The sequence below is a fragment of the Microvirga guangxiensis genome, assembly GCF_900102135.1.
Taxonomy (GTDB): Bacteria; Pseudomonadota; Alphaproteobacteria; order Rhizobiales; family Beijerinckiaceae; genus Microvirga; species Microvirga guangxiensis.
Genome location: NZ_FMVJ01000002.1, coordinates 211,709 through 234,126 on the forward strand (window position 1 = coordinate 211,709; position 22,418 = coordinate 234,126).

Sequence of the window (22,418 nt, forward strand, 5' to 3'; positions counted from 1 at the left end):
CCGATCAGCTCGTCGCTGCCCGCCCCACCATAGAGGGAGTCGTTGCCGGCATCGCCGCGCAGGGCGTCGTTGCCGTCCTCGCCGTAGAGCTGATCTTGGCCGTCACCGCCATGCAGCGTGTCGTGGCCGGCACCGCCCGACAGCCGGTCGAGCCCGGCCCCGCCATCGAGGCTGTCCTGGCCCTCGCCGCCCTCGAGCACGTCGTCGCCGGCGCCGCCGAAGATCTGATCGTTGCCGTCGCCGCCGTAAAGGGTGTCGTGGCCCTCACCGCCCAGCAGGACATCATGGCCGGCATGACCCACCAGCGCGTCGTCGCCGGTGCCACCGATGAGGTAGTCGCTGTAGACGCCGCCATGAACCTCGTCGTTGCCTGCCCCGGCATCGATAATCGAGCCACTGACCTTGAGCGCACCGGCGCGGCCCTCATTGCGGCCATTGGTCAACCAGTGCTCGTAGACCCAGGCATCGGACAGGTTGTACTGGAGCTTGTGCTGGCGCACGTCGTCGTTGGCCATCAGGTAGCCCGCGAGATCGAAGCTGGTGCCCCAGTCGGCGCCGAGTTGCGCGCCGCCGGCCCAGCCGCCCTGGCGGCCTTCGAAGCGGCCCCAGGCGAGCCAGTGATGATAGGCCCAGGACCGATCCAGACCGTTGCCCTCGATATGCGCCTTCACGTCGGCGTGCCGGGCCAGGTAGTCGGCGACGTCGAAGTGCGCGCCGTCATGAGTGCCGACCAGGATCACGTCGTTGTGGGCGCTGCCGATGACATTCTCGATGCCCCGCAGACGATCGCCCTGGGCATAACCGCCGGTGCCGGTGCCCACAGAGAGGTCGACCACGATGCCGGCATCGCTGATCGAATAGTCGACCGTGTCGATGCCCTCGCCGCCGTCGAGGGAGTCGGACCCCGCGCCACCACTCAGATAATCGTTGCCCGCTCCGCCTTGGAGCGTATCGCTGCCTTCGTTGCCATAGAGACGATCGTCGCCTGAGCCACCCTGGATGACATCGTCGCCCAAGCCGCCGCCCAGCAGATCGTTACCCTCGCCACCATCGAGCTGATCATTACCGTCGCCACCTTCGAGGATATCGGCGCCGCTTCCCCCATCCAACGTGTCGTCGCCTGCGCCGCCGTTGAGCTGATCATTCCCTTCGCCGCCGTCAAGCACATCGTTGCCAGCTTCGCCGAAGAGATCATCAGAGCCAAGGCCGCCATAGACGGTATCGTTGCCGAAACCGGAATACACGATGTCAAAGGATGCGCCGCCAACGAAGCTATCGGCCTCGCTGCCTCCCGTCACGAAACGCACAATCTCCTCTTTAGTGCCAATGGTCATTTTGTTCTGAATATCGATACGAGTCCTATCGATCGTGCCGCCGTTTTCTTTCCAGCCTGTCCAATTAGGATCAGCGACCAACGGAACCCCGTTGCCATCGATGTAGACGCCGCCGTTCAGACCATTCGGATACCGCGTCGCACCGAAAATATGGTACTCGATTGTGTTGAGCAGCTGATCCATGTAGCCCCCGCTACCATAGACCGCATTCCAACGCTCTGCATTCGCCTCCTGGACGGTGTCAGGAGCAAAGAACATATCATAAATCTTACCTAGATCATCATGATGCAAAAACTTCTTCAAATCTATAGCGTACCTGCCAACGATATCACCATCGCTATCGGTAGAAATTCTAGTAATCGTACCATCATTTTCTTTAATGTAACTATGCTTTATCCACCCAACGGCTTTTCCGTCAGCGCTATAGTGCACAACTACCTGAGATCCATCCGAACTGGTGGTGGTTTCAACTTTGCTTCCATCTTTTCTGACTAGAATGGTGGTCACAGCGTCTGACTGCTTGGTGGTAACAGCTTGAGAGCCATCAGCATAAGTTGTCGTGGTAACGCCATTGACGGTGACAGTCGTCACAACGCCGCTGCCCGTAATTGCATTACCAGCCTGGGAACCGCCATAGCCTGCCTTACCCCCACTCCCATCGAAATAGGCGTTGGCTGCACCTGCGAGTCCCCACGAAACCATTTCGGACATAACAGCCATCAGGCCTGCATAACTCAGATCTAAGCCAGCCGGGCGAAGCTCTTCTTCATTCAAAGCCATAAGGGTCCTCCATGTGCGGGCCTGTCATTGCCCAAATACGCTCTAGGAGGCTGCGGGACCTCACCAGCCCACTGCTCCTACATTGCCATGCGTCGCACTGAGATGGATTGAAGATCGCTTGACTACTCTTCATTCATGGAGGATTTAGACCTAAGCAAAATAATATTCCTAAAGACTTTCACGTAAAGTTGCATTACCTAGCGTCATTACGCTACTTTCAATATGGGCATAGACCATTCGGACTAGACTATCTTACTTCGCTTTGTGATTTATATACGCTCTAATACGCTGGGTAACAGTTTTAATACGAACATATATTCTCGCTTTGCGCCCGCATATATAATTTTATTACATAATGGCCAACAGATTCGAATATTAAAACCCTTGCTTCCGCGAGGGCCCATTTGGGGAAGAGAAAAGCCTCATCAAAAGCCGGCTCAGATCACCGGGAAAGCCTTAGTGATCCGCCCGCATTGCCTCGGCGACACGCGCCTTCAAGACATCCGGCTGGCGCAGGATCAGCGCGCCACGTATACGCCCGATCAGGCCTTCCCTGGACCAGCATGGTGAACTTCAGCATGAGCCGCTAGTTGCAGCGGCGCAGCAAGTTCGCTCAGACATCCAACTCAAACGAAAAAGCCCGCGGATTTCTCCGCGGGCTTGTGTTTTATGGGCGTGACGAGAGGATGCCTCTTACATCCACCACTGCCAGGCGCCATCCACGATGCCGCCCTTCAGCTGCTCCGCCTTGATGCCCTCCAGGAACACCGAGCCCCCGGCATCAAGCTCGTTGCCGTTGCCGCCGTAGAGGTAGTCGTTGCCGTTCTGGCCATGGAGGATGTCGTTGCCATCCTCGCCATAGAGCCAGTCCTGACCGTCGCCGCCGTAGAGCCAGTCCTGATCGAGCCCGCCGGCCAGATGATCGTCCCCGGTGCCTCCGATCAGCTCGTCGCTGCCCGCCCCACCATAGAGGGAGTCGTTGCCGGCATCGCCGCGCAGGGCGTCGTTGCCGTCCTCGCCGTAGAGCTGATCCTGGCCGTCACCGCCATGCAGCGTGTCGTGGCCGGCACCGCCCGACATATGATCATCGCCCGCCTCACCGTGCAGCGTATCGTTGCCGAGACCGCCATGGATCGTGTCATTGCCATCATTACCCCATAGCACGTCGTGCCCAGCATGCCCTACCAGCAGGTCGTTGTAGGCACTACCGATGACATTCTCGATGTTGCGCAGGACATCGTCCTGTGCATGACCGCCCGTGCCAATTCCGGTTGAGAGGTTGACCACGATGCCGGCATCGCTGCCGGAATAATCGACCGTGTCGATACCCTCCCCACCGTCGAGAACATCAGCACCGACGCCTCCTCTCATATAATCGTTGCCGGCTCCGCCCAGGAGCGTATCGGCGCCCTCGTCCCCATCCATCAAGTCGTTGCCCGCGCCGCCGTCCAGCATATCGTTACCGGCAAGGCCGTAGAGTTCATCGTTGCCGCTTCCGCCATCGAGGAGATCGTTTCCTTCATTGCCGAAGAGACTATCATTGTCCGAACCGCCGCGGATCGTATCGTCACCCGCCCCGCCCGTCAGGAAATCAGCGCCATCATCACCCTGGAGGATGTCATTTCCGTCTTGACCATTGAGCAGATCATTGCCGGAGCCGCCTGAAATGACGTCGTCCCCGGAGCCGCCGCTCAAGAGATCGAAACCTCCGCCGCCATTGAGCGTGTCATTCCCTGCCCCGCCATCCAACGTATCGCGACCTTCACCTCCCAGTGCGAGATCGTTGCCCACGCCGCCGAGAAGTAGATCATCACCCACTCCGCCATCCAAGAGATCGTCGCCAGCCTCGCCAAAGAGGGCATCGTCGCCAGCAGAGCCATCAAGGGTATCTTGACCGCTCGCACCTTTCAGCCTGTCGTTCCCAGAACCGCCCAGAAGGTGATCGTCGCCCACTTTTCCGTACTGTACCGTGGATTGGCCCGAAGTGAGCCTCATTTTGCCCATGCTGTCGCGATAGATTTCCGTCTTTGTTCCATCCGGATTGTCGATGATAGTGGAAGATTCCCAGCCAATCACGTTGGCGTCGATATCGATGATAGTCTCGACCCATGATCCATCAGGATATTCTTCTACTCTGTAGTATATGTTGGGTTCTTCTGTCTCCTTGATCGTTACTTTGACATCACCGCTGTATTGATTGCCACGAAGATTTCCATCGTTATCCGTATAATAAATCAGGACGGTGCCGTTCGAGTAGAACTCAACTACTCTGTTATGGCCCGATACGCCTGTACTCTCGATAACGGTTCGCGTCTCGCCCTCCGGAGGAGGAACGCTGGAAATGGGCCGGATAGCGTCGTCAGGATAAGTCTCACTCCACGGAGATACGTCGTCGGAAGAGTAGGTCAATCGGGATCCATGACCATTGCTATCGTAGTAAATATCCGTCCGCGTTCCATCCGGATTGTCGACGACAGTGTAAGTCTCCCACTCGAGCACATTGCCATCGATGTCGATGATAGACTCGACCCACGACCCGTCGGGGTATTCCTCTAGTCTGACAAACAGATTCGGCTGGTCCGTCGTCGAGATCGATATCTGAACATCGCCGCTGTATTGATTGCCTCGGATGTTCCCATCGTTGTCCGTATAGTAGATCAGGACGGTACCATTCGTGTGGAACTCAATTACTCTGTTATGGTTTGGTAAACCCGTGCTCTCGATAATGATCCGGGTTTCGCCCTCCGGAGGAAACTCGCAAGAAAGAGGCAGATTGGAATTAACCGGTCCCCCACCGGGGCCTCCGCCACCCCCATCAAGAACTTCATCGGCTGGATAGAGAGAAGCCCAATCCACGCCACAACCAACAACCTGATCGGCTCCCCATACGGCCCGCGCCCCGCCGTAGATGCCTCTATCGACACTAAAATAACTGTCCACAGCCGAAGAAAGTGTAGACGCAATCATTTCGCTCTGCAGGGCCATCAAACCCGCGTAGCTCAGATCTGTGTGGTAGTTGAAAGGATTTTCTTTTCTAGACATATCAGACTTCCAGTTGGAGCTACGCCGATCAGCATTGCCCCGTACCTGTGGATCCTTCCCCGGCCCGCATAGTACGGCACAGCTACGCTTGGTTAGTGATTCCTATCCAAGGTGCGGCTGACTACTCCACAATCGAAGAGGGCCTATAGATGCTCCAAAGAAAGTTACTTGTATAAGCGATGAATAATCGCATTACCAAAGGTAAGATTTCGCCCTATATCCGTAGATATAGACCATTTGGTCTATGCTGGTCACTTCTGAAAATACACAGAACGAGGCGAAGAAATGCTAATTAACGCAGAACCGATATAAGTCGGTGACAGTAATTCTGTTTGTTAAATTTTCAAAATTTGAGCAAACATGACCTTGAAATTTTCAATACAAACCGCCCAAACGTCGATGGCCTCCCTGCTGTGAACAGAGAAGGCCATTTTTGAAATATCTAAACTTGGTCAGCGGCGCGCCTAGCTGCCTTCACCGATAGGCCTAATGATCCGCCCGCATGGCCTCGGCGACACGCGCCTTCAACACGTCCGGCTGGCGCAGGATCAGCGCGCCTCTTGTCCGCTCGATCAGGCCCTCCTGCGTCAGCATCGTGAACTCGCGGGTGATCTGCTCGCGGCGGCAGCCGATGCGGGCGGCGACGATGTGATGGAAGGGCGGCGGGGTGATGACGCGCTCGATGCCCTTTTCGCCGCGCGGAACGGAGAGGCGCAGCAGCTCCGAATAGAGGCGATGCCTTAAGTCGAGCACCGTCTGCTCCATGAACTTGGCGTTCAGATCGCGCAGGCGCGAGGCCATGAGGCAGAAGAGGCGCTCCGCCACGCTCCGGTTGGAGAAGAGCAGATCCTTGAAGATGGCGGCCGGCATCACGCAGGCCTCGCCCCTCGTGAGGGCCGTCACATTCGCGGAACGCTTGATGCCGTCGAGGGCTGCAAGTTCGCCGAAGACTTCTCCGGGCTTCATCTCGTTGAGGATGATCTCCTTGCCGGAGGCCGTGCGCATGAGAACGCGAACCTCGCCGGAGAGCAGGAAATAGACGTCTGTGGAAAGCTCGTCGAAGTCGACCAGCACTTCGTCAGGATCGAAACGGCGCCATTTGGAGCGCGCCTCGAAGGGAGCGAGATCGAGATCCAAGCCCTTGAACAAGTGAACGTTGGCAAGCCGTGCCATGTCTTTTCCCCGATCGCGACCGCATCCCTGATAGAACTATGTCACATTTTGCAGCCGTCCAGCTTTCCTAACTTATCAGGCTTTCACGATCCGGTCATTCGCGAGGCCCGCTTTCGCTAAACTGTTGCGTGTGTCCACCACGAGCCGCGCGTGCCCGGCGACGAGCCGGTAATCCACGTTGTCGTGGTCCGTGGCGATCAAGACGGCATCGTAGGAGGCCAAGTTCTCCGCCGTCAACGGGACAGAGCGGCGTCCGGCCAGGGGGCCGTGCTTCCGGGTCGGCGGCAGCTCGGGGATGTGAGGATCGTGATAGTCCACGCTCGCGCCCCGGGCCTCGATCAGCTCGATGAGCTTCAAGGAGGGGCTTTCGCGCATATCGTCGACATTCTTCTTATAGGCCGCCCCCAGCAGGAGAATGCGCGAGCCGCTGAACGCCCTGCCGCTCCGGTCCACGGCTTCGGCCAGCCGCTCCACCACGTAATAAGGCATGTGAGTATTGATCTGTCCCGCGAGCTCTATGAAGCGGGTGGTGATGTCGTATTCGCGCGCTTTCCAGGTGAGGTAGAACGGATCGATGGGAATGCAGTGCCCGCCGAGGCCCGGACCCGGATAGAACGGCATGAATCCGAAAGGTTTGGTCTTGGCGGCGTCGATCACCTCCCATACGTCGATGCCCATGGCGGCGTAGACCACCTTCAGCTCGTTCACGAGGGCGATGTTCACGGCCCGGAAGATGTTCTCGGTGAGCTTCACCGCCTCGGCCGTCGCAGCCGAGGAGACCGGCACGGTTTTCACCACGAGCTGGCTGTAGAGGGTATCCGCCAGTGAGAGGGCCTCCGGCCCGTCGCCGCCCACCACCTTCGGGATGGTGGAGGTGCCGAAATCCGGATTGCCAGGATCCTCCCGCTCGGGGGAGAAGGCGAGGAAGAAGTCCTTGCCGCTCTTGAGGCCCGTGGCTTCGAGGATGGGTTTCAGCACCTCGTCCGTGGTGCCGGGATAGGTGGTGGATTCGAGAACGATCAGCTGTCCCCGGCGCAGGCGCTCGGCAATCGAACGGGCTGTCTTCTCCACGTAGGAGAGATCGGGCTCGCGATGCTTTGTCAGCGGCGTCGGCACGCAGATGAGGATGGCATCGGGCTCGGCGAGACGGCTGAAATCGTTCGTCGCCTCAAGCCGCTTCCCGCCCACGGCCTCGGCGATGGGCTGCGAGGGAACGTGCTTGATGTAGCTCTCGCCCCGGTTGAGCCGCTCCACGTAAGTGGCGTTGATGTCGAAGCCCAGCACGCTGAAGCCTGCCTTGGCGGCGGTGAGCGCGAGCGGCAGGCCCACATACCCCATGCCGATGATGCCGATGGTCGCCTGCCGCGCCTTGAACCGCTCCAGAAGCTGCGCAACGCCCATCGCATGGGCGGCAGAATTGACGTGATCGGCCGGCATTGGAGGCCCCCTTAAGCATCTCGTTAGGTCACGAATCCATACCTATGTCACCGGGGAGAAAAGCCCAAGTTCGCTTACGTTGCGTCAGCACCTTGCCAGCGCCCTTTTCACAGGCCAAAAGGCGGCATGCTCCACGTCAACGACCTGACCTACCGCATCGGCAGCCGCCTGATCCTCGACCACGCCTCCTTCAACCTGCCGGATGGCGCGAAGGTGGGGCTCGTCGGGCGCAACGGCGCGGGCAAGACCACTCTTTTCAAGATCATCCAGGGCGAGCTCGCGACCGAGAGCGGCAGCATCACCCTGCCCCGCGGCATGCGCATCGGCGCTGTGGCACAGGAAGCCCCGGGCGGCCCAGAGCGCCTCATCGATGTCGTGCTCGCCGCCGACAAGGAACGCACCGCCCTCCTCGCCGAGGCCGAGCATGCGGACGGCATCCGCCGCGCCGAGATCGAGATGCGGCTCACCGATATCGGCGCGCATTCCGCGCCCGCCCGCGCAGCCACCATTCTTCATGGCCTCGGCTTCGATGCCGAGGCTCAACAACGCCCCTGCTCCGACTTCTCCGGTGGCTGGCGCATGCGTGTTGCACTGGCCGCCGTCCTGTTCACCGAGCCGGACCTGCTGCTTCTCGACGAGCCGACGAACTATCTCGACCTCGAAGGCACGCTCTGGCTCTACGATTATCTGGGACGCTACCCGCACACGGTGCTCGTCATCAGCCACGACCGGGAGCTGCTCGACACCTGCGTCAACCACATCCTGCATCTCGACCGGGGCAAGCTCGCGATTTATCGCGGCGGCTACACATCGTTCGCCAAGCAATATGCGGAAAAGCGCGAGCTGACCGCGAAGATGGCGGCGAAGCAGGAAGCCGAGCGCAAGCACCTGCAGGCCTTCGTGGACCGTTTCAAGGCCAAGGCCTCGAAGGCGCGCCAGGCGCAATCGCGCGTGAAGCGCTTGGCCAAGATGGAAGCCATCACGACCATCGTCGAAGACGACGTGATGCCCTTCAATCTGCCGGGCCCCGAACGGCCCGCGGCGCCGCCTCTGGTGACGGTGGAAGGTGGAGCGGTGGGCTACGGCGAGCGCATCGTGCTCGACCGCCTGAACCTCACGATCGCGCCCGACGACCGCATCGCGCTGCTCGGCTCCAACGGCAACGGCAAATCCACCTTCTGTAAGCTCATCGGCGGCAGGCTTGAGCCCATGAAGGGCGAGATGCGCACGCCGAGCCGCATGGACGTCGCCTATTTCGCGCAGCACCAGCTGGATGAGCTGAACCCGAAGGCAAGCGCCTACGATCATGTCGCCGAGCGCATGCCGGACACGCCCATCGCCAAAATCCGCGCCCGCACGGCGCAGATCGGCTTTCCCGGCGCGAAGGCAGACACTCCGGTTTCCTCGCTTTCCGGTGGCGAGAAGGCGCGTCTCCTCATGGGTCTGGCCGCCTTCAACGGCCCTCACCTGCTCATCCTCGACGAGCCGACGAACCATCTGGACATCGACAGCCGCACCGCGCTGATGGAAGCGATCAACGATTACGACGGAGCGGTGATCCTGGTGAGCCACGACCGCTTCCTGATCGAGGCCTGCGCCGACCGTCTCTGGCTCGTCGGCAACGGCACGGTAAAATCCTTCGACGGCGATATGGACGATTATCGTCAGCTTATCCTGTCGGGCGATCTCGACCCGCAGAAACAGAACGAGAAGCAGCAGGCTCCGACTGTCTCGAAAGGAGACGAGCGCCGCGCGGCAGCCGAGAAGCGCACGGCCCTAGCGCCCCTGCGCAAGAAGCTGGAGACCATCGAAACGCGCATGGCGAAACTCACCGAGGTGATCGGCAAGGTGGATGCCGCCCTTGCCGACGGCACGGCGTTTCTGAAAGACGCGGCGAAGGCGACGGAATTGTCGAAGATGCGCGCGGATGCTGCGGAAACGCTCGCAGCGCTCGAAGAGGAATGGCTGATGGTCAGCGGTGAGATCGAGGAAGCGAGCGCTTAATCTCATCCATTGCACCGACATCTCTCATGTCATCCCGGAGCGCAATCCAAGACCCGGAACCGCGTGACGAGAGTGGCGCCATACTTCTGAGTACGATCCCGGATCCGCGCTACGCTTCGTCCGGGATGACGTTTGATCAATTAAGGCTTCGCGATCCGATCAAGCCGGTTGTTCACGAAGAAATACAGCTCGCGGCCGCCGGGCTCGGAATAGAGCACCTGAACCTCGCGCTGGCCTTTGCCACTCTCACCGACGAGTACATCGGTGGCGGGCTTACCCTTGAGGCGCACGAGATCGCATTCGCTGATACCGGGCTCGATCACAGTGGCAGAGCCGCTCGAAGGGCCGGTGCAGCGGCCGTCAGGACCAAGGAGCGGACCGTCGAAGGTCGGACCGGTCGGGGCAGCGGCAACCGGGGCGGAGGCAAGAGGCGCAGACACCGGCGGAGCGGAACTCGTGCTGTTGCAGGCCGAGAGGCCCAGAGCGGCGAGAGCCACACACGACAAAACCTTGAGACGCATCGATCAATCCCTACTGGCGGCCCTGGCTTGCAGGGCCTCATCGAACAGCCGCCGCACATCGTTCTGGAAAGCCTGCCGCGACCCTTGCCGCGAATAGAACATGTGGCCTCCTTCGTAAACACTCAAAGCCACACGGTTTTGAGAGCCGATCTCGGGCAGCTGGTCGAGAAGCAGCTTGGAAGCGAAATACGGGGTCACCAGATCGGTGAAGCCATGAGTGACAAGAACGCGCATCTTGCCGTCGAGGGACAGGGCCTGCTTCAATTCCTGAAGGTTTTCGGGGCTGTTGCGTCCGTTCCCCCAGCGCCATGCGCCATTGATGGAGCCGTTGAGCAGGTTGTAGCGCCCCTCCGCCTTGTAGTTCAGCGTTTGTGTCAGATGCTGGATGATGGCGCTCGACAGGGGCGCGGTCATGGCATCAAGGACGGGATCGTCGAACCGGGAAAACTGCGAATTCGGATTCGGGTCGGCGATGGCAATGTTGGTATCGTAGGCACTCACGATTTCCGCCGTGTCGCGCCGCAACTCGCGCTGCGCGGTGCGCATGTCGATGCGCCCTGCTAAGCGCCGTGTGAGGTCGGGAGACAGCCCGCTCAACTCGGCGACACGACGGCTGACGCGCTCAACGGCCTCCTTGTCCTGCAAGCCTCGCATGAGATCGACGAGATACTCGGTGGATGCGTAGGTTTCGGCCTCGCGAAGGCTCTCTCGCGAGACCGATCCGTCTCGCGACTGCTTTGCTGCCGCGAGCGAAGGCAGCAACGCGGCGTTGACCCACGGCGCGCCCGCATCCTGGCCGAGCCAGTCGAAATCGAACACGGGCGAGACGAGTATCAGGCCGCTGAAACCGATGCCCTGATCGTTCTGCAATTTCTGCGCCAGCAGCGGCCCGCGAAACCCGCCATAGCTCTCGCCCACGAAGAATTTCGGCGACGTGAGCCGGTTCTTCTCCTTCAGCCAGCGCATCACGACAGCGGCCAATCCGTCGATGTCGCCCTGAACGGAATAGAATCGCTCGCGCACCTGATCCCCACCGAGCACGCGGCTGTAACCGGTGCCCGGCGGATCGATGAAGACGAGATCCGTGAAGTCGAGCCAAGTCTCTGCGTTCGGCACGAGCGCTGTCGGAGCGGAGGGACTGATCGTCGGACCGTCGAGCGGCAACAGCCAGGGGCCGATGGCAAGAAGATGCAGATAGGCGGAGGATGCGCCCGGCCCACCATTCACCGCGAAGGTGACAGGCCGCGTCGCGGCATCCGAGCCATCCTTCGTGTAGGCCACGAAAGCAATCTCAGCCTGTGGCGCGCCCTGCTGGTCGGTCAGGGTGAGATGCCCCGCAGTCGCCGTGAACTGCAGTGTCCGTCCCGACAGTTCGAGCGTATGACGCGTCACCGATTCCGGCGGCAACGCCTGCGCCTCGGCACGCGGCCTGCGGGCCTCCTGCTCACCCCGCTGCTGCTCCTGCGCCATGGCGACTGGCACGGCAAGCAAAAGGCAAAGGGTGGCGAACACAGGCAATCGGAAAGCACGAAGCATGGCTTTTATCCTTATGGCCTTCGGAAAACTGGAGAAGTGCCGACAGGTTGCAAGCTGCTCGGCGATGAACACTTTGTGTTCGCCTCAAGCCTTTCGCTGCCAGCGCCCATAATCGTCCTGCTGCCAATAGGTCGCGTCATGGCCGCCTTCCTTCACCGCCTTCCACTGATCGCGGGCGATGGCGAGCGCTTGCACGTCGTTGCCGTCGAAGAGGATCGCGAGGCGCTGGTAGGAGGCGATGTCGTCCGGCAGGTTGGCGCCTTCCGCCAGAAAGCGGATGGCGGCGCCATTGGGGTTCTCACCGCTCAGGGTGATCAGGATCGGCTGGTCCGCCGCATGGGCCTCGCGATCCGTGCCATGCGGCAGGAAGCTCTCGTCGGTGAAGGTCCAGAGGTGATCGTCAAGCGCCGACATGCGCTCCTCGGTAGTCACCTGCACCACCGCGCGCCAACCACGCTCCAGCGTCTTCTGCAGGAGTGTGGGCAAGACCGCCTCAAGCGGTTGCTGCTGCAGGTGATAAAAGAGGATCTCGGCCATTGTTTCCTTATCATCCTGGAGGAGCCTCCGCTCATCCAGGATTGTTGTCAGAATAACTCACTATTCTCGTCGAGCGATCCCGGACGACGCGAGCCGGTCCGGGATGACGCTCTTTTTCAGTCTCACCCTTCGTAATGATCGCGCACGAGGCGGTCGAGCAGGCGCACGCCCCAGCCCGAAGCCCAGCCGCGATTGATCTCGCTCTGCGGCGAGCCCATGGCCGTGCCCGCGATGTCGAGATGCGCCCAGGGCGTGTCGTTGACGAAACGCTGCAGAAGCGCCGCCGCAGAGCTCGACCCACCGAAACGGCCACCGGTGTTCTTCATGTCGGCGAACTTGGACTCGATCATCTTGTCGAATTCCGGCCCGATGGGCATGCGCCAGACCCGCTCGCCTGTGGCCTTGCCTGCCGCGCTCACGCGTTCGGCGAGTTCGTCGTTGTTCGAGAACAGGCCTGCATATTCCTGCGCCAGCGCCACCAGGATCGCGCCGGTCAGGGTTGCGAGATCGATCATGAACTTCGGCTTGAAGCGGTCCTGCACGTACCAGAGCACATCGGCCAGCACGAGGCGGCCTTCCGCGTCGGTGTTGATGATCTCGATGGTCTGTCCCGACATGGTGGTGACGATGTCGCCGGGGCGCTGCGCATTGCCGTCCGGCATGTTCTCGACAAGACCGATGGCCCCGACCACGTTCGCCTTCGCCTTGCGGGAGGCCAGCGCATGCATCAGGCCGACGACGCAGGCCGCGCCCGCCATGTCGCCCTTCATGTCCTCCATGCCGGCGGCAGGCTTGATCGAGATGCCGCCAGTATCGAACACAACGCCCTTGCCGATGAAGGCGATGGGCTTGTCGCTCGCCTTGCCGCCGTTCCAGCGCATGATGGCGACGCGCCCGCCGCGCACGGACCCTTGAGCCACGCCGAGCAGAGCGCCCATGCCGAGCTTCTTCATCGCCTTGTCGTCGAGAATCTCGACCTCGACGCCGAGCTTGGTAAGCGCCTGGGCGCGGGCGGCGAATTCCTGGGGACCGAGCACGTTCGGCGGCTCGTTGACGAGGTCGCGGGCGAGAGTAACGCCCTGGAGCACGCTCTCGCGGGCCTTGTAGACCTTCTTTACCGCAGCCGGATCGGCTACGCTCAGGGTCAGGCGGGTAACGCCTTTCTGCTCGCCGTTATCCTTCTTGGTCTTGTAGCGGTCGAAGCTGTAGCGCCGCATCTGTACGCCAAGGGCGATATCGGCCGCCGCCTCGGGGGAAACGTCGATACCGGGGAGATCGAGCACGGCCGTTGCGGCCTTGCCGTTGGTTCTGCCGGAAATCAGGCCGCCGAGCTGGACGAAATCCACATCCGCCCTCTCCTTTTCACCGCCGAGCCCGATCACGATCAGGCGATCAACGGTCAGTCCGTTCGGCACCACGATCGTCATGACCGACTTGGCCTTGCCCTTGAAGCTCTCCGCCGCCGCAGCCTTGGCAATGAGATCGACGGCCTTGGAACCGATCTGCTTGGCAACCGCCGGCGTAGGCTTGAGATCGTCTCCGACGAAGATGATGAGATCGCCGGATTCGACCTTGCCGTACGGCTGGAAGTCGATCTTGAAGCTCTCGGCCATGAAACCCTCTTGTAATAAGACCAGCTGGCGCCGGATTCGGGCCAGCCCATTCTTGGTGATCGGCATCATATAGGGCATGCCTGCGCCCGCCGTGAAATAGGCGCATTCTCAGGCTGTTGAAAACGGCCATCTTGCCTTAAGACCAAGTGACAGGGTAACCCGGGGCTCCGCGCTCAGGGGCGAAGGGCTTCATGACACTTCTCGAACGCTACATTCTGAAAATCGCCTTCAGCGCCTTTGCTGCGTGCCTGCTCGCCCTGACCGGCGTCATCTGGATCACGCAGGCCCTGCGCGAACTCGATCTTCTGACGGGTAAAGGGCAGACGCTCTTTATCTTCCTGACCGTGACCGGCCTCTCCCTGCCGGCGCTCATCAACGTCATTGCCCCGGTCGCCCTGTTCATGGCGACGATCTATACCCTCAACAAGCTGAACGGCGATTCCGAGCTCATCGTCATGAGCGCAGGCGGAATGGCCCCGCAGCGCCTTCTGCGACCTTTCATTGCCCTGGCCGTCTTCATCAGCCTCGTCGTGGGAATGATTTCCCTCTACCTCATGCCCGCGAGTTTCCAGGAACTGCGTCTTCTGTTCACCAGGATCAGGGCGGATTTCGTGGCCACCATGGCCAAGGAAGGCCAGTTTATCTCTCTGGAGAACGGGATCACCTTCCATTATCGTGAACGAGCGGGCGATGCCCTGCTCGGGATCTTCATGGAGGATCAGCGCGACAAGGCCAAGCCTATCGTCTACCTCGCCGAGCGCGGTCAGACCGTGGAGCAGAACGGGCAGGCCTATCTCGTGCTCGAGAAGGGCAGCGTGCAACGCAAGGACCCGAACAGCAAGGATTCCTCCATTGTTGCGTTCGAGCGTTACGCGGTGGACCTCGCCGCTTTCAACCAGGAGAACAACGAGGTCGTCTACAAGCCGCGAGAGCGCAGCACCACGCAGCTCCTGTTCCCCGACAAGAGCGAATATATCTACCAAGTTCAGGAAGGCCGCTTCAGAGCCGAACTCCATGACCGCCTTTCGTCCTGGCTGTATCCCCTAGCCATGATGGCGATTGCGTTTGCAGCCCTTGGAGAGGCGCGCACGACCCGCCAAGGACGCGGAATGGCCATCGCCATGGCTATCGCGGGGGTTGTGCTGCTCAGGGTTCTGGGCTTTGCCGCCTCCAGCGCCGTGACGCGTTCGCAAACAGCCATCCTGGCTGTCTATGGCGTCCCCTTGGCAGGCATTGCCCTCTGTCTGTTGATTATCTTCAAGGGGCCGCAGGTTCGGGCCCTGAACGCCAAGATTCAGTCGGCCCTTCGGGGTCTGGGTCCTTCGCGCAAAGCCGTCAGCGAAGGGATTTGAGCATGCTGCTAGGACGTACGCTCGGTTTCTATTTCGCACGCCAGTTCATCAAGACGATCTTCATCGTCTTCGCGACCGTGTTCGCCCTCGTCTACACTCTCGATTTCGTGGAATTGATGCGCCGCGCGGGCGATGCCGAGAATGCGACCGCAGGGCTCGTCGCACAGCTTGCCTTGTTCCGCACGCCTGCCATCGCGGAGCAGGTCATGCCCTTCGCCGTGCTCTTCGGCAGCATGGCCGCGCTCCTGCAGCTCAGCCGCAAGCTCGAACTCGTCGTTGCCCGCGCCGCTGGCATCTCCGCTTGGCAGTTCCTGCAGCCGGGCTTTCTCGTGGCCCTCCTCATCGGCGTGGGGTCTGTAACGATTTACAACCCGGTCTCGGCCAGCCTGAAGCAGCAGGCCGCCAACCTGGAAACCAGCATTTTCTCCCGCACGACCCAGACATCGGGCAAAACCATTTGGCTGCGGCAGAGGAGCCAGGACGGGCATGCGATCTTCCGGGCGGACGGCTCGCGGACCGACGCGGCGAGCCTGGTCGGCGTGACGGTGTACACCTTCGACATGGACGGCAGCTTCACCCACCGAATCGAATCCCGGGAGGCGACGCTCCATGAAGGGTTCTGGGAGCTGAGGAATGCCCGTGTCCTTTCGGCAACAGAGGAGCCGGAATCTCACGAGCGTTACCTGATCGCCTCTCACCTTCAGCCTTCCCAGTTGCGCCAGAGCTTCATAGCGCCCGATTCCGTCCCGTTCTGGGACCTGCGGGAGACCATCGAGCGCATGGACCGGGCGGCCATCAACACCACCGCTTACAAGCTCCATTACGACATCCTTCTGGCGCGCCCTCTCCTCTTCATCGCCATGGTTTTCGTGGCCGCATCCGTATCGTTAAGATTCTTTCGATTTGGCGGTGTAGCGATGATGGTTCTGGGTGGCGTTGCTGCCGGGTTCATGCTTTATGTCGCCACTGAGCTTATGGCGGAGCTTGGCGCTTCGGGAATCATCAGCTCGGTTGTTGCAGCCTGGTTCCCTGCTGTAGTAGGCAGTCTATTAGGAACCTTGGCGTTATTATACCAAGAGGATGGCTGACCCCGTCCTCACTTAAGGGCGTAGATTAAGGAGTGGGGATGCAGCGGCTCAAGACAACGATCGCAACGTCTGCGGTCGCAACGGCGCTTCTGTGTGCCGTTGGGTCAATGCCCGCGCCTGCCCAGTCCCTCAACGAGAGCCTTGGATCGCGCCTGCAGGCTAATCCGAACGGCGACCGGCTTCTCGTCGATGCCCGCGAGATCATCTACGACAACGACCGCAACACGATCGCCGCCTCCGGCGACGTGCAGATGAACTATCAGGGCCGCACCCTACAGGCCGACCGGGTCACCTATGACCGGAACACCGGCCGCGTCTATGCCGAGGGCAATGCCCGCCTCACCGATGCCAGCGGTGCAGTCGTCACAGGCGAACGTTTCGAGCTGACGGACGATTTCAAGAACGGCTTCATCGATTCTCTGCGCGTGGTTCAGACCACGGTCGATAACGGCCGTCCGGTCACGACGCGTTTCTCCTCGCCACGTGCAGAGCGCGCCGCCGGTGAGACGACCACCTTCGAGAGCGGCACCTACACGGCCTGCGAACCCTGTAAGGACAATCCGGAGCGTCCGCCGCTCTGGCAGGTCAAGGCCGCCAGGATCATCCATAACAACAGCGAGCAGACGATCTATTACGAGGACGCGACCCTTGAGGTCCTCGGCCTGCCCGTTGCCTATCTCCCCTATTTCTGGACGCCGGACCCGACCGTTAAGCGCAAGACCGGCTTCCTCGCGCCCCGCTATGTGATCTCGAACACGCTCGGCTTCGGGGCATCGCTTCCATTCTTCTGGGCCATCGCCCCGAACTACGATCTGACGCTGGCACCCACCTTCCTGACCCGCCAAGGCGTTCTCGGTCAGGCCGAATGGCGCCACCGGCTCGAGACGGGCGCCTACAACATCCGGGTCGCAGGCATCGACCAGCAGGATAAGGACGCTTTTCTGCCCAGCCCGTTTGGACCGGGCGATCGCGATTTCCGTGGCTCGCTGGAAACCGCAGGCCAGTTTCATATCAATGAGCGCTGGAAATGGGGCTGGGACATCGCCCTCGTCTCGGACAAGTGGTTTCTGGAAAACTACCGTGTCCGCAGCGAAAGCCTTCAGTCGATCTATCTGAAAGAGTCGGTCTCGACGCTCTATCTGCAAGGCCAGGGCGACCGCTCGTTCTTCGACATGCGCGGCTACTATTTCCAGGGCCTGTCCACGCAGGATTGGCAGAAGCAGCAGCCCGTCGTTCACCCGGTGGTCGATTACGACAAGCGGATCACGCCGTCGTTCCTCGGCGGCGAGTTCGGCATCAACGTCAACGTGACGAGCCTCTCGCGTGAAGCAGCCCAGTTCGAGCCGTTGACGGCTACGAACAGGGCAAGCTACAGCATCTACCAGACCTGCGCGATCTTCGACCCGGAGGAGTGTCTGGTGCGTGGCGCCAGCGGCACCATGTCCCGCGCCTCGATCACTGCTTCTTGGCGTCGTGAATTCATCGACCCCATCGGTCAGGTCTGGACGCCCTTCGCCTATGTCCGCGCCGACAATTTCTGGATCGCTCCAGATTTCAACGGCTACCAGAATAACGAACTGACGAACTATCTCGCAGGCGACGACGATTATCTCTTCCGCGCCACCCCGGCCGTTGGTGTCGAATACCGCTATCCCTTCGTGGCCAGCCTCGGCACCTCGGGACGTCAGGTCATCGAGCCGATTGCGCAGATCATCGCCCGTCCGAACGAGACCAAGATCGGCAACCTTCCCAACGAGGATGCCCAGAGCCTCGTTTTTGACGACACCTCCCTCTTCGATTGGGACAAGTTCTCCGGCTACGACCGTGCCGAAGGCGGCGTTCGCGCCAATCTCGGCATCCAGTATACGGTGACGGGCGCAGATAATTTCTATGCCAACGCTCTCTTCGGGCAATCCTATCAAGTGGCCGGACGCAACTCGTTCCGGCAGGCGGACCTCGCCAATGTCGGACTCGAGTCCGGCCTCGAGTCCCGCGCCTCGGATTACGTGGGCCGCATCCAGATTGCTCCGAACCAGAACTTCTCCTTTGTGACCCGCGCCCGGTTCGACCACGATGATTTCGACGTCAACAGGATCGAGGCGGGTGTCCGCGCGAACTTCAACCCCTATCTCCCGCTGTCGACCTCGCTGACATATGCGCGCTATGAGGCACAGCCGGAAATCGGCTTCCCACGCCGTCGTGAGGGCCTCCTCGGCACCGCGACTTGGAACGTGACCCCGAACTGGTCTCTGTCCGGCTCGGTGCTGCTGGATCTCGACCGTTATCTGCTGGCCAGGGAAACCTATGCCCTGCAGAACGCCAACTATCCCGGCACGACCCGTGAGGATCAGGTCTATGTCAGCGCCATGTCGATCGGTATCGGCTATGTGGACGAATGCACCACCCTGTCGGTTCGCTACAGCATGACGCCGCGCTCCCTCACCACGAGCTCAGGCGAGAAGAACACCAACCACACCGTCATGCTCAGCCTTGAGCTCCGCACTCTGGGCGAAGCAACGATCAGCCAGCGCATCGATGGCGATGCCGGCGAAGAAGGCGTTGCGAACTAGTGGCCGCGCTTGAGCGCCCTCTTCTTCTCACTCAAGGCGATCCGGCGGGCATAGGACCGGAACTTACTCTCCAGGCTTGGCTCCAACGGGATAAGATTGGGCTTCCACCCTTTGCCGTTCTGGCGAATCCCGCGCATCTGGAGCAAGTGGCGAGCGCTTTAGGCTGGACGGTCCCTGTCGCTTCAGTAGGCGTGCCGCAGATTGCATCGATCTTTCCGCATGCCCTCCCTGTCATTCCCCTGAAGGCAAGTGTTTCCGCTCAAGCAGGACGGCCTGATCCGACCGGTGCTGCTTCCGTGATCGAATCCATCGAGACGGCGGTTCATCTTGTACGGAACGGCGAGGCCAGCGCCCTCGTCACGAATCCCATTGCCAAGCATGTGCTCTATGAAGCCGGTTTTCGGCACCCGGGGCATACGGAGTTTCTCGCTGCCCTCGCAAGCGAGGACGGGAACTCCTATCATCCGGTGATGATGCTCTGGAGCGAGGAACTCGCTGTCGTGCCTGTCACCGTGCATATCCCGCTCGCGTCCGTGCCTGCGGCTCTGACGACGGAGCTGATCCTCCTGACAGGCCGCATTGTGGCGCGGGAATTGAAGGATCGCTTCGGCATCGCCAATCCCCGGCTCGCCTTTGCTGGCCTCAATCCCCATGCCGGTGAAAACGGAGCCATGGGCTCGGAAGATCAGGTTGTGATCGCTCCAGCCGTTACCGCTTTGCAGGCTGAGGGCATCGCCGCCTTCGGCCCGCTCCCGGCGGACACCATGTTCCACACCCGTGCCCGCAAGGCCTATGATGCAGCCCTTGCCATGTATCACGACCAGGCTCTCATCCCGATCAAGACCATCGCCTTCGATGAGGGTGTGAATGTCACGCTGGGGCTGCCCTTCGTGCGCACGTCTCCGGATCACGGGACTGCTTTCGACATAGCGGGCAAGGGGATTGCGCGTCCGGACAGCCTGATGGCCGCTATCAAGCTGGCCGCGCGCCTTGGGGCTAAGTCACCATGAGCCAGATCGACAATCTTCCACCGCTACGTGAAGTCGTTCGCACGCATGGTCTGATGGCCAAGAAGTCCCTTGGACAGAACTTCCTGTTCGATCTTAATCTGACGAGCCGCATCGCCCGCTCGGCAGGACCGCTGGAAGATGCCACCGTGATCGAGGTCGGCCCCGGTCCCGGCGGCCTCACCCGCGCCATCCTGGCGGCGGGCGCGAAAAAGGTCATCGCCATCGAGCGCGACAGCCGCTGCCTACCGGCACTCGCGGAAATCGCCGATCACTATCCGGGACGCCTGGAGGTGATCGAAGCCGATGCGCTGGAATTCGACCCGCGTCCCCTGGTGGGTGACGGGCTGGTGCGCATCATCTCCAACCTTCCCTACAATGTGGGTACAGCCCTTCTCACCGGGTGGCTCACGACAGAGGCATGGCCGCCCTGGTGGTCGTCGCTCACTCTCATGTTCCAGCGTGAAGTAGCCGAGCGCATCGTGGCGACGGAAGACGAGCCGAAGGATTACGGACGCCTCGGCGTGCTCTGCGGCTGGCGCACGGATGCGCGCATTCTCTTCGACGTGCCGCCCTCCGCCTTTGTCCCACCGCCGAAGATCACGTCGAGCATCGTGCACCTGACGCCGAAAGCCTCGCCACTCTCCTGTCGCATCGGAGCCTTGGAAGCCATCACCCGCGCCGCCTTTGGCCAGCGTCGCAAGATGCTGCGACAGAGCCTGAAGGCAATCACACCGGATCCAGCGGCCATCATTGCAGCTGCAGGTCTGGAAGAAACGACGCGCGCAGAAAATGTGCCTGTCGAGGGTTATGTGGCGCTGGCCAATGCCTATGACGCCACACGAGCCAAGAGCTAGTCGACCTTCTCCGACAGCAGGCCCTCGACGAACTCCTGCAAGCCTACGAGGCGGTCGCGCTTGAGCCGTTCGGCGTTCTGAATCGCCTTGAGCTTTTCAAAGGATTCGCCCAGGTCCTCGTTGACGATCACGTAATCGTACTCGACCCATCGCTCCATCTCGACGCGGGCATTGGCAAGCCGCTTGGAGATGACGTCCGGAGCATCCTCCGCGCGGCGTTCCAGGCGGGCCTTCAGCTCCTTGAAGCTCGGAGGCAGGATGAAGACGGTCACCACGTCGTCGGGCAGCTTCTGCCGCACCTGACGGGTGCCCTGGTAGTCGATGTCGAAGATCATGTCCTGGCCGGAGGCGAGGGTCTTCTCGACGGGCTTGCGCGGCGTTCCGTAGAAATTGCCGTGAACCTCGGCCCATTCGAGGAGTTCGTCGCGATCGCGCATCGCTTTGAACTCTTCCACATCGATGAAGTGATAGTGCTTGCCCTCGATCTCGGACGGGCGCTTGGGACGCGTGGTGACGGAGATGGAGAGCGCACCGGCACGCTCCTCGACGAGACTGCGGGTCAGAGTGGTCTTTCCGGCGCCCGAGGGTGAGGACAGGATGAGGATGAGGCCGCGACGGCCGACGGGCATTTTCGAATCTTGGCTCACCGCATCACTCCACATTCTGAACCTGCTCGCGGAATTGCTCGATAACGGCCTTCAATTCAAGGCCGATCCTTGAGAGAGACACATCATTGGCCTTTGCGCACAGGGTATTGGCCTCGCGGCCGAACTCCTGCGCCAGAAAGTCGAGCCTGCGGCCGACGCCGCCCCCCTCCTGCAGAAGACCGCGCGCAGCCTCCACATGGGCGCGCAGACGGTCGATCTCCTCGCGGATATCGGCGCGGGCGGCGATGAGCACCGCCTCCTGGTGCAGGCGGGCAGGATCAAGAGCGGATTTGCCCTCCAGGAGTTCTGCGATCTGCGCTTCGAGCCGCGCACGAATGGCGTCTGGCTGACGGGCGGGGCAGGCTTCGGCTTCGTTCACAAGCGCGGCAATCGCATCGAGTTGCTGGTTGAGAACGATGGCGAGCGCTTGGCCTTCCTTCAACCTTGCCGCCTTCAAAGCCTCGATCAGCTTGGAAATGCCCGACCTGAGCGCCGCAGCCAATGCCTCGTCCTGGCCTGGATCGACCGCATCCTCATCGAGCTCCACGACGCCACGCACGGAGAGAAGTCCATCAAGGGAGGCCGGCTTCACGTTATCCGGCAAGGCAAGGCCGCCGATGGCGGCCAGGAGCGATTGAAGCACATCCTGATTGACCCTGAGCTTCGGTGTCGAAGAGGCCTTGGAGATCGAGAGGTTGAGCTGTCCCTGCCCGCGAGCGAGAGCCTTGAGGATCTGCCCCCGCGCCTCCTCCCCGATCGCATCGAGACCGGAGGGCGTTCTCACGCGCACTTCAAGGCCGCGTCCGTTGACGGTCTTGATCTCCCAAGCCCATTGATAGGCACCGGTCACACCGGCCTCGCGGGCAAAGCCGGTCATGCTTGCAATCGACATGCACTGAACCTCAGGGGTTGTTAAAACG

The 22,418-nt window shown here is 61.0% G+C and carries 16 protein-coding genes; 6 read left to right on the forward strand and 10 right to left on the reverse strand.

Annotation, left to right across the window (positions count from 1 at the left end):
• The 4 genes from BLP10_RS23445 to BLP10_RS01060 all read right to left on the reverse strand — a co-directional run.
• On the reverse strand, nt 1–2,114 hold a 2,114-nt coding region (locus BLP10_RS23445), incomplete at its 3' end, for a calcium-binding protein (protein ID WP_280141060.1).
• 693 nt (nt 2,115–2,807) lie between these two features.
• Nucleotides 2,808–5,156, reverse strand: coding sequence for a calcium-binding protein (locus BLP10_RS01050; RefSeq protein ID WP_091128403.1), 2,349 nt, complete (start codon nt 5,154–5,156; stop codon nt 2,808–2,810).
• Between the two features lie 486 nt (nt 5,157–5,642).
• Nucleotides 5,643–6,329 (reverse strand): Crp/Fnr family transcriptional regulator, encoded by a 687-nt coding sequence (locus BLP10_RS01055; protein WP_091128406.1) that lies wholly within the window; start codon nt 6,327–6,329, stop codon nt 5,643–5,645.
• A gap of 75 nt (nt 6,330–6,404) precedes the next feature.
• Nucleotides 6,405–7,766: a nucleotide sugar dehydrogenase gene (locus BLP10_RS01060; RefSeq protein WP_425286924.1), complete on the reverse strand. Its 1,362-nt coding sequence runs from the start codon at nt 7,764–7,766 to the stop codon at nt 6,405–6,407.
• Between the two features lie 126 nt (nt 7,767–7,892).
• On the opposite strand from BLP10_RS01060, the gene BLP10_RS01065 reads away from it, so the two are divergent.
• Nucleotides 7,893–9,770, forward strand: coding sequence for an ABC-F family ATP-binding cassette domain-containing protein (locus BLP10_RS01065; protein WP_091128410.1), 1,878 nt, complete (start codon nt 7,893–7,895; stop codon nt 9,768–9,770).
• Nucleotides 9,771–9,910: 140 nt separating this feature from the next.
• On the opposite strand, the gene BLP10_RS01070 is transcribed toward BLP10_RS01065, so the two are convergent.
• The 4 genes from BLP10_RS01070 to BLP10_RS01085 all read right to left on the reverse strand — a co-directional run bounded on the left by BLP10_RS01070 (nt 9,911) and on the right by BLP10_RS01085 (nt 13,977).
• Nucleotides 9,911–10,291 (reverse strand): hypothetical protein, encoded by a 381-nt coding sequence (locus BLP10_RS01070; protein WP_091128412.1) that lies wholly within the window; start codon nt 10,289–10,291, stop codon nt 9,911–9,913.
• Nucleotides 10,292–10,294: 3 nt separating this feature from the next.
• Entirely contained in the window at nt 10,295–11,827 is a 1,533-nt protein-coding gene (locus tag BLP10_RS01075; protein ID WP_091128415.1) for a S10 family peptidase, read from the reverse strand.
• Nucleotides 11,828–11,911: 84 nt separating this feature from the next.
• A complete protein-coding gene (locus tag BLP10_RS01080) occupies nt 11,912–12,364 on the reverse strand; it encodes a DNA polymerase III subunit chi (RefSeq protein WP_091128419.1) in 453 nt (150 codons plus the stop codon).
• A gap of 122 nt (nt 12,365–12,486) precedes the next feature.
• Nucleotides 12,487–13,977, reverse strand: coding sequence for a leucyl aminopeptidase (locus BLP10_RS01085; RefSeq protein WP_091129993.1), 1,491 nt, complete (start codon nt 13,975–13,977; stop codon nt 12,487–12,489).
• A gap of 191 nt (nt 13,978–14,168) precedes the next feature.
• On the opposite strand from BLP10_RS01085, the gene lptF reads away from it, so the two are divergent.
• Genes lptF through rsmA form a run of 5 tightly spaced genes read left to right on the forward strand, consistent with a single transcriptional unit; the run spans nt 14,169 to nt 20,851 of the window.
• Nucleotides 14,169–15,329, forward strand: a complete 1,161-nt coding sequence (gene lptF / locus BLP10_RS01090; protein ID WP_091128422.1) for an LPS export ABC transporter permease LptF — start codon at nt 14,169–14,171, stop codon at nt 15,327–15,329.
• Nucleotides 15,330–15,331: 2 nt separating this feature from the next.
• Nucleotides 15,332–16,417: an LPS export ABC transporter permease LptG gene (gene lptG, locus BLP10_RS01095; RefSeq protein ID WP_091128426.1), complete on the forward strand. Its 1,086-nt coding sequence runs from the start codon at nt 15,332–15,334 to the stop codon at nt 16,415–16,417.
• A 38-nt stretch (nt 16,418–16,455) separates the two neighbouring features.
• Entirely contained in the window at nt 16,456–18,987 is a 2,532-nt protein-coding gene (locus BLP10_RS01100; RefSeq protein WP_091128430.1) for an LPS-assembly protein LptD, read from the forward strand.
• Entirely contained in the window at nt 18,987–19,997 is a 1,011-nt protein-coding gene (gene pdxA / locus BLP10_RS01105) for a 4-hydroxythreonine-4-phosphate dehydrogenase PdxA (RefSeq protein WP_091128434.1), read from the forward strand. Before BLP10_RS01100 ends, pdxA begins: the two co-directional genes overlap by 1 nt.
• A complete protein-coding gene (gene rsmA / locus BLP10_RS01110; RefSeq protein ID WP_091128438.1) occupies nt 19,994–20,851 on the forward strand; it encodes a 16S rRNA (adenine(1518)-N(6)/adenine(1519)-N(6))-dimethyltransferase RsmA in 858 nt (285 codons plus the stop codon). The genes pdxA and rsmA overlap by 4 nt, the downstream gene beginning before the upstream one ends.
• On the opposite strand, the gene gmk is transcribed toward rsmA, so the two are convergent.
• Nucleotides 20,848–21,513, reverse strand: coding sequence for a guanylate kinase (gene gmk, locus BLP10_RS01115; protein WP_175493719.1), 666 nt, complete (start codon nt 21,511–21,513; stop codon nt 20,848–20,850). The genes rsmA and gmk overlap by 4 nt on opposite strands.
• Nucleotides 21,503–22,390, reverse strand: coding sequence for a YicC/YloC family endoribonuclease (locus BLP10_RS01120; RefSeq protein ID WP_091128445.1), 888 nt, complete (start codon nt 22,388–22,390; stop codon nt 21,503–21,505). Before BLP10_RS01120 ends, gmk begins: the two co-directional genes overlap by 11 nt.
• Nucleotides 22,391–22,418: the final 28 nt, after the last annotated feature.

Coding starts and splice junctions, on each gene's coding strand:
- BLP10_RS01050 (WP_091128403.1), bottom strand. CDS start 5,156: ATGTCTAGAAAAGAAAATCCTTTCAACTACCACACAGATCTGAGCTAC.
- BLP10_RS01055 (WP_091128406.1), bottom strand. CDS start 6,329: ATGGCACGGCTTGCCAACGTTCACTTGTTCAAGGGCTTGGATCTCGAT.
- BLP10_RS01060 (WP_425286924.1), bottom strand. CDS start 7,766: ATGCCGGCCGATCACGTCAATTCTGCCGCCCATGCGATGGGCGTTGCG.
- BLP10_RS01065 (WP_091128410.1), top strand. CDS start 7,893: ATGCTCCACGTCAACGACCTGACCTACCGCATCGGCAGCCGCCTGATC.
- BLP10_RS01070 (WP_091128412.1), bottom strand. CDS start 10,291: ATGCGTCTCAAGGTTTTGTCGTGTGTGGCTCTCGCCGCTCTGGGCCTC.
- BLP10_RS01075 (WP_091128415.1), bottom strand. CDS start 11,827: ATGCTTCGTGCTTTCCGATTGCCTGTGTTCGCCACCCTTTGCCTTTTG.
- BLP10_RS01080 (WP_091128419.1), bottom strand. CDS start 12,364: ATGGCCGAGATCCTCTTTTATCACCTGCAGCAGCAACCGCTTGAGGCG.
- BLP10_RS01085 (WP_091129993.1), bottom strand. CDS start 13,977: ATGGCCGAGAGCTTCAAGATCGACTTCCAGCCGTACGGCAAGGTCGAA.
- lptF (WP_091128422.1), top strand. CDS start 14,169: ATGACACTTCTCGAACGCTACATTCTGAAAATCGCCTTCAGCGCCTTT.
- lptG (WP_091128426.1), top strand. CDS start 15,332: ATGCTGCTAGGACGTACGCTCGGTTTCTATTTCGCACGCCAGTTCATC.
- BLP10_RS01100 (WP_091128430.1), top strand. CDS start 16,456: ATGCAGCGGCTCAAGACAACGATCGCAACGTCTGCGGTCGCAACGGCG.
- rsmA (WP_091128438.1), top strand. CDS start 19,994: ATGAGCCAGATCGACAATCTTCCACCGCTACGTGAAGTCGTTCGCACG.
- gmk (WP_175493719.1), bottom strand. CDS start 21,513: ATGTGGAGTGATGCGGTGAGCCAAGATTCGAAAATGCCCGTCGGCCGT.
- BLP10_RS01120 (WP_091128445.1), bottom strand. CDS start 22,390: ATGTCGATTGCAAGCATGACCGGCTTTGCCCGCGAGGCCGGTGTGACC.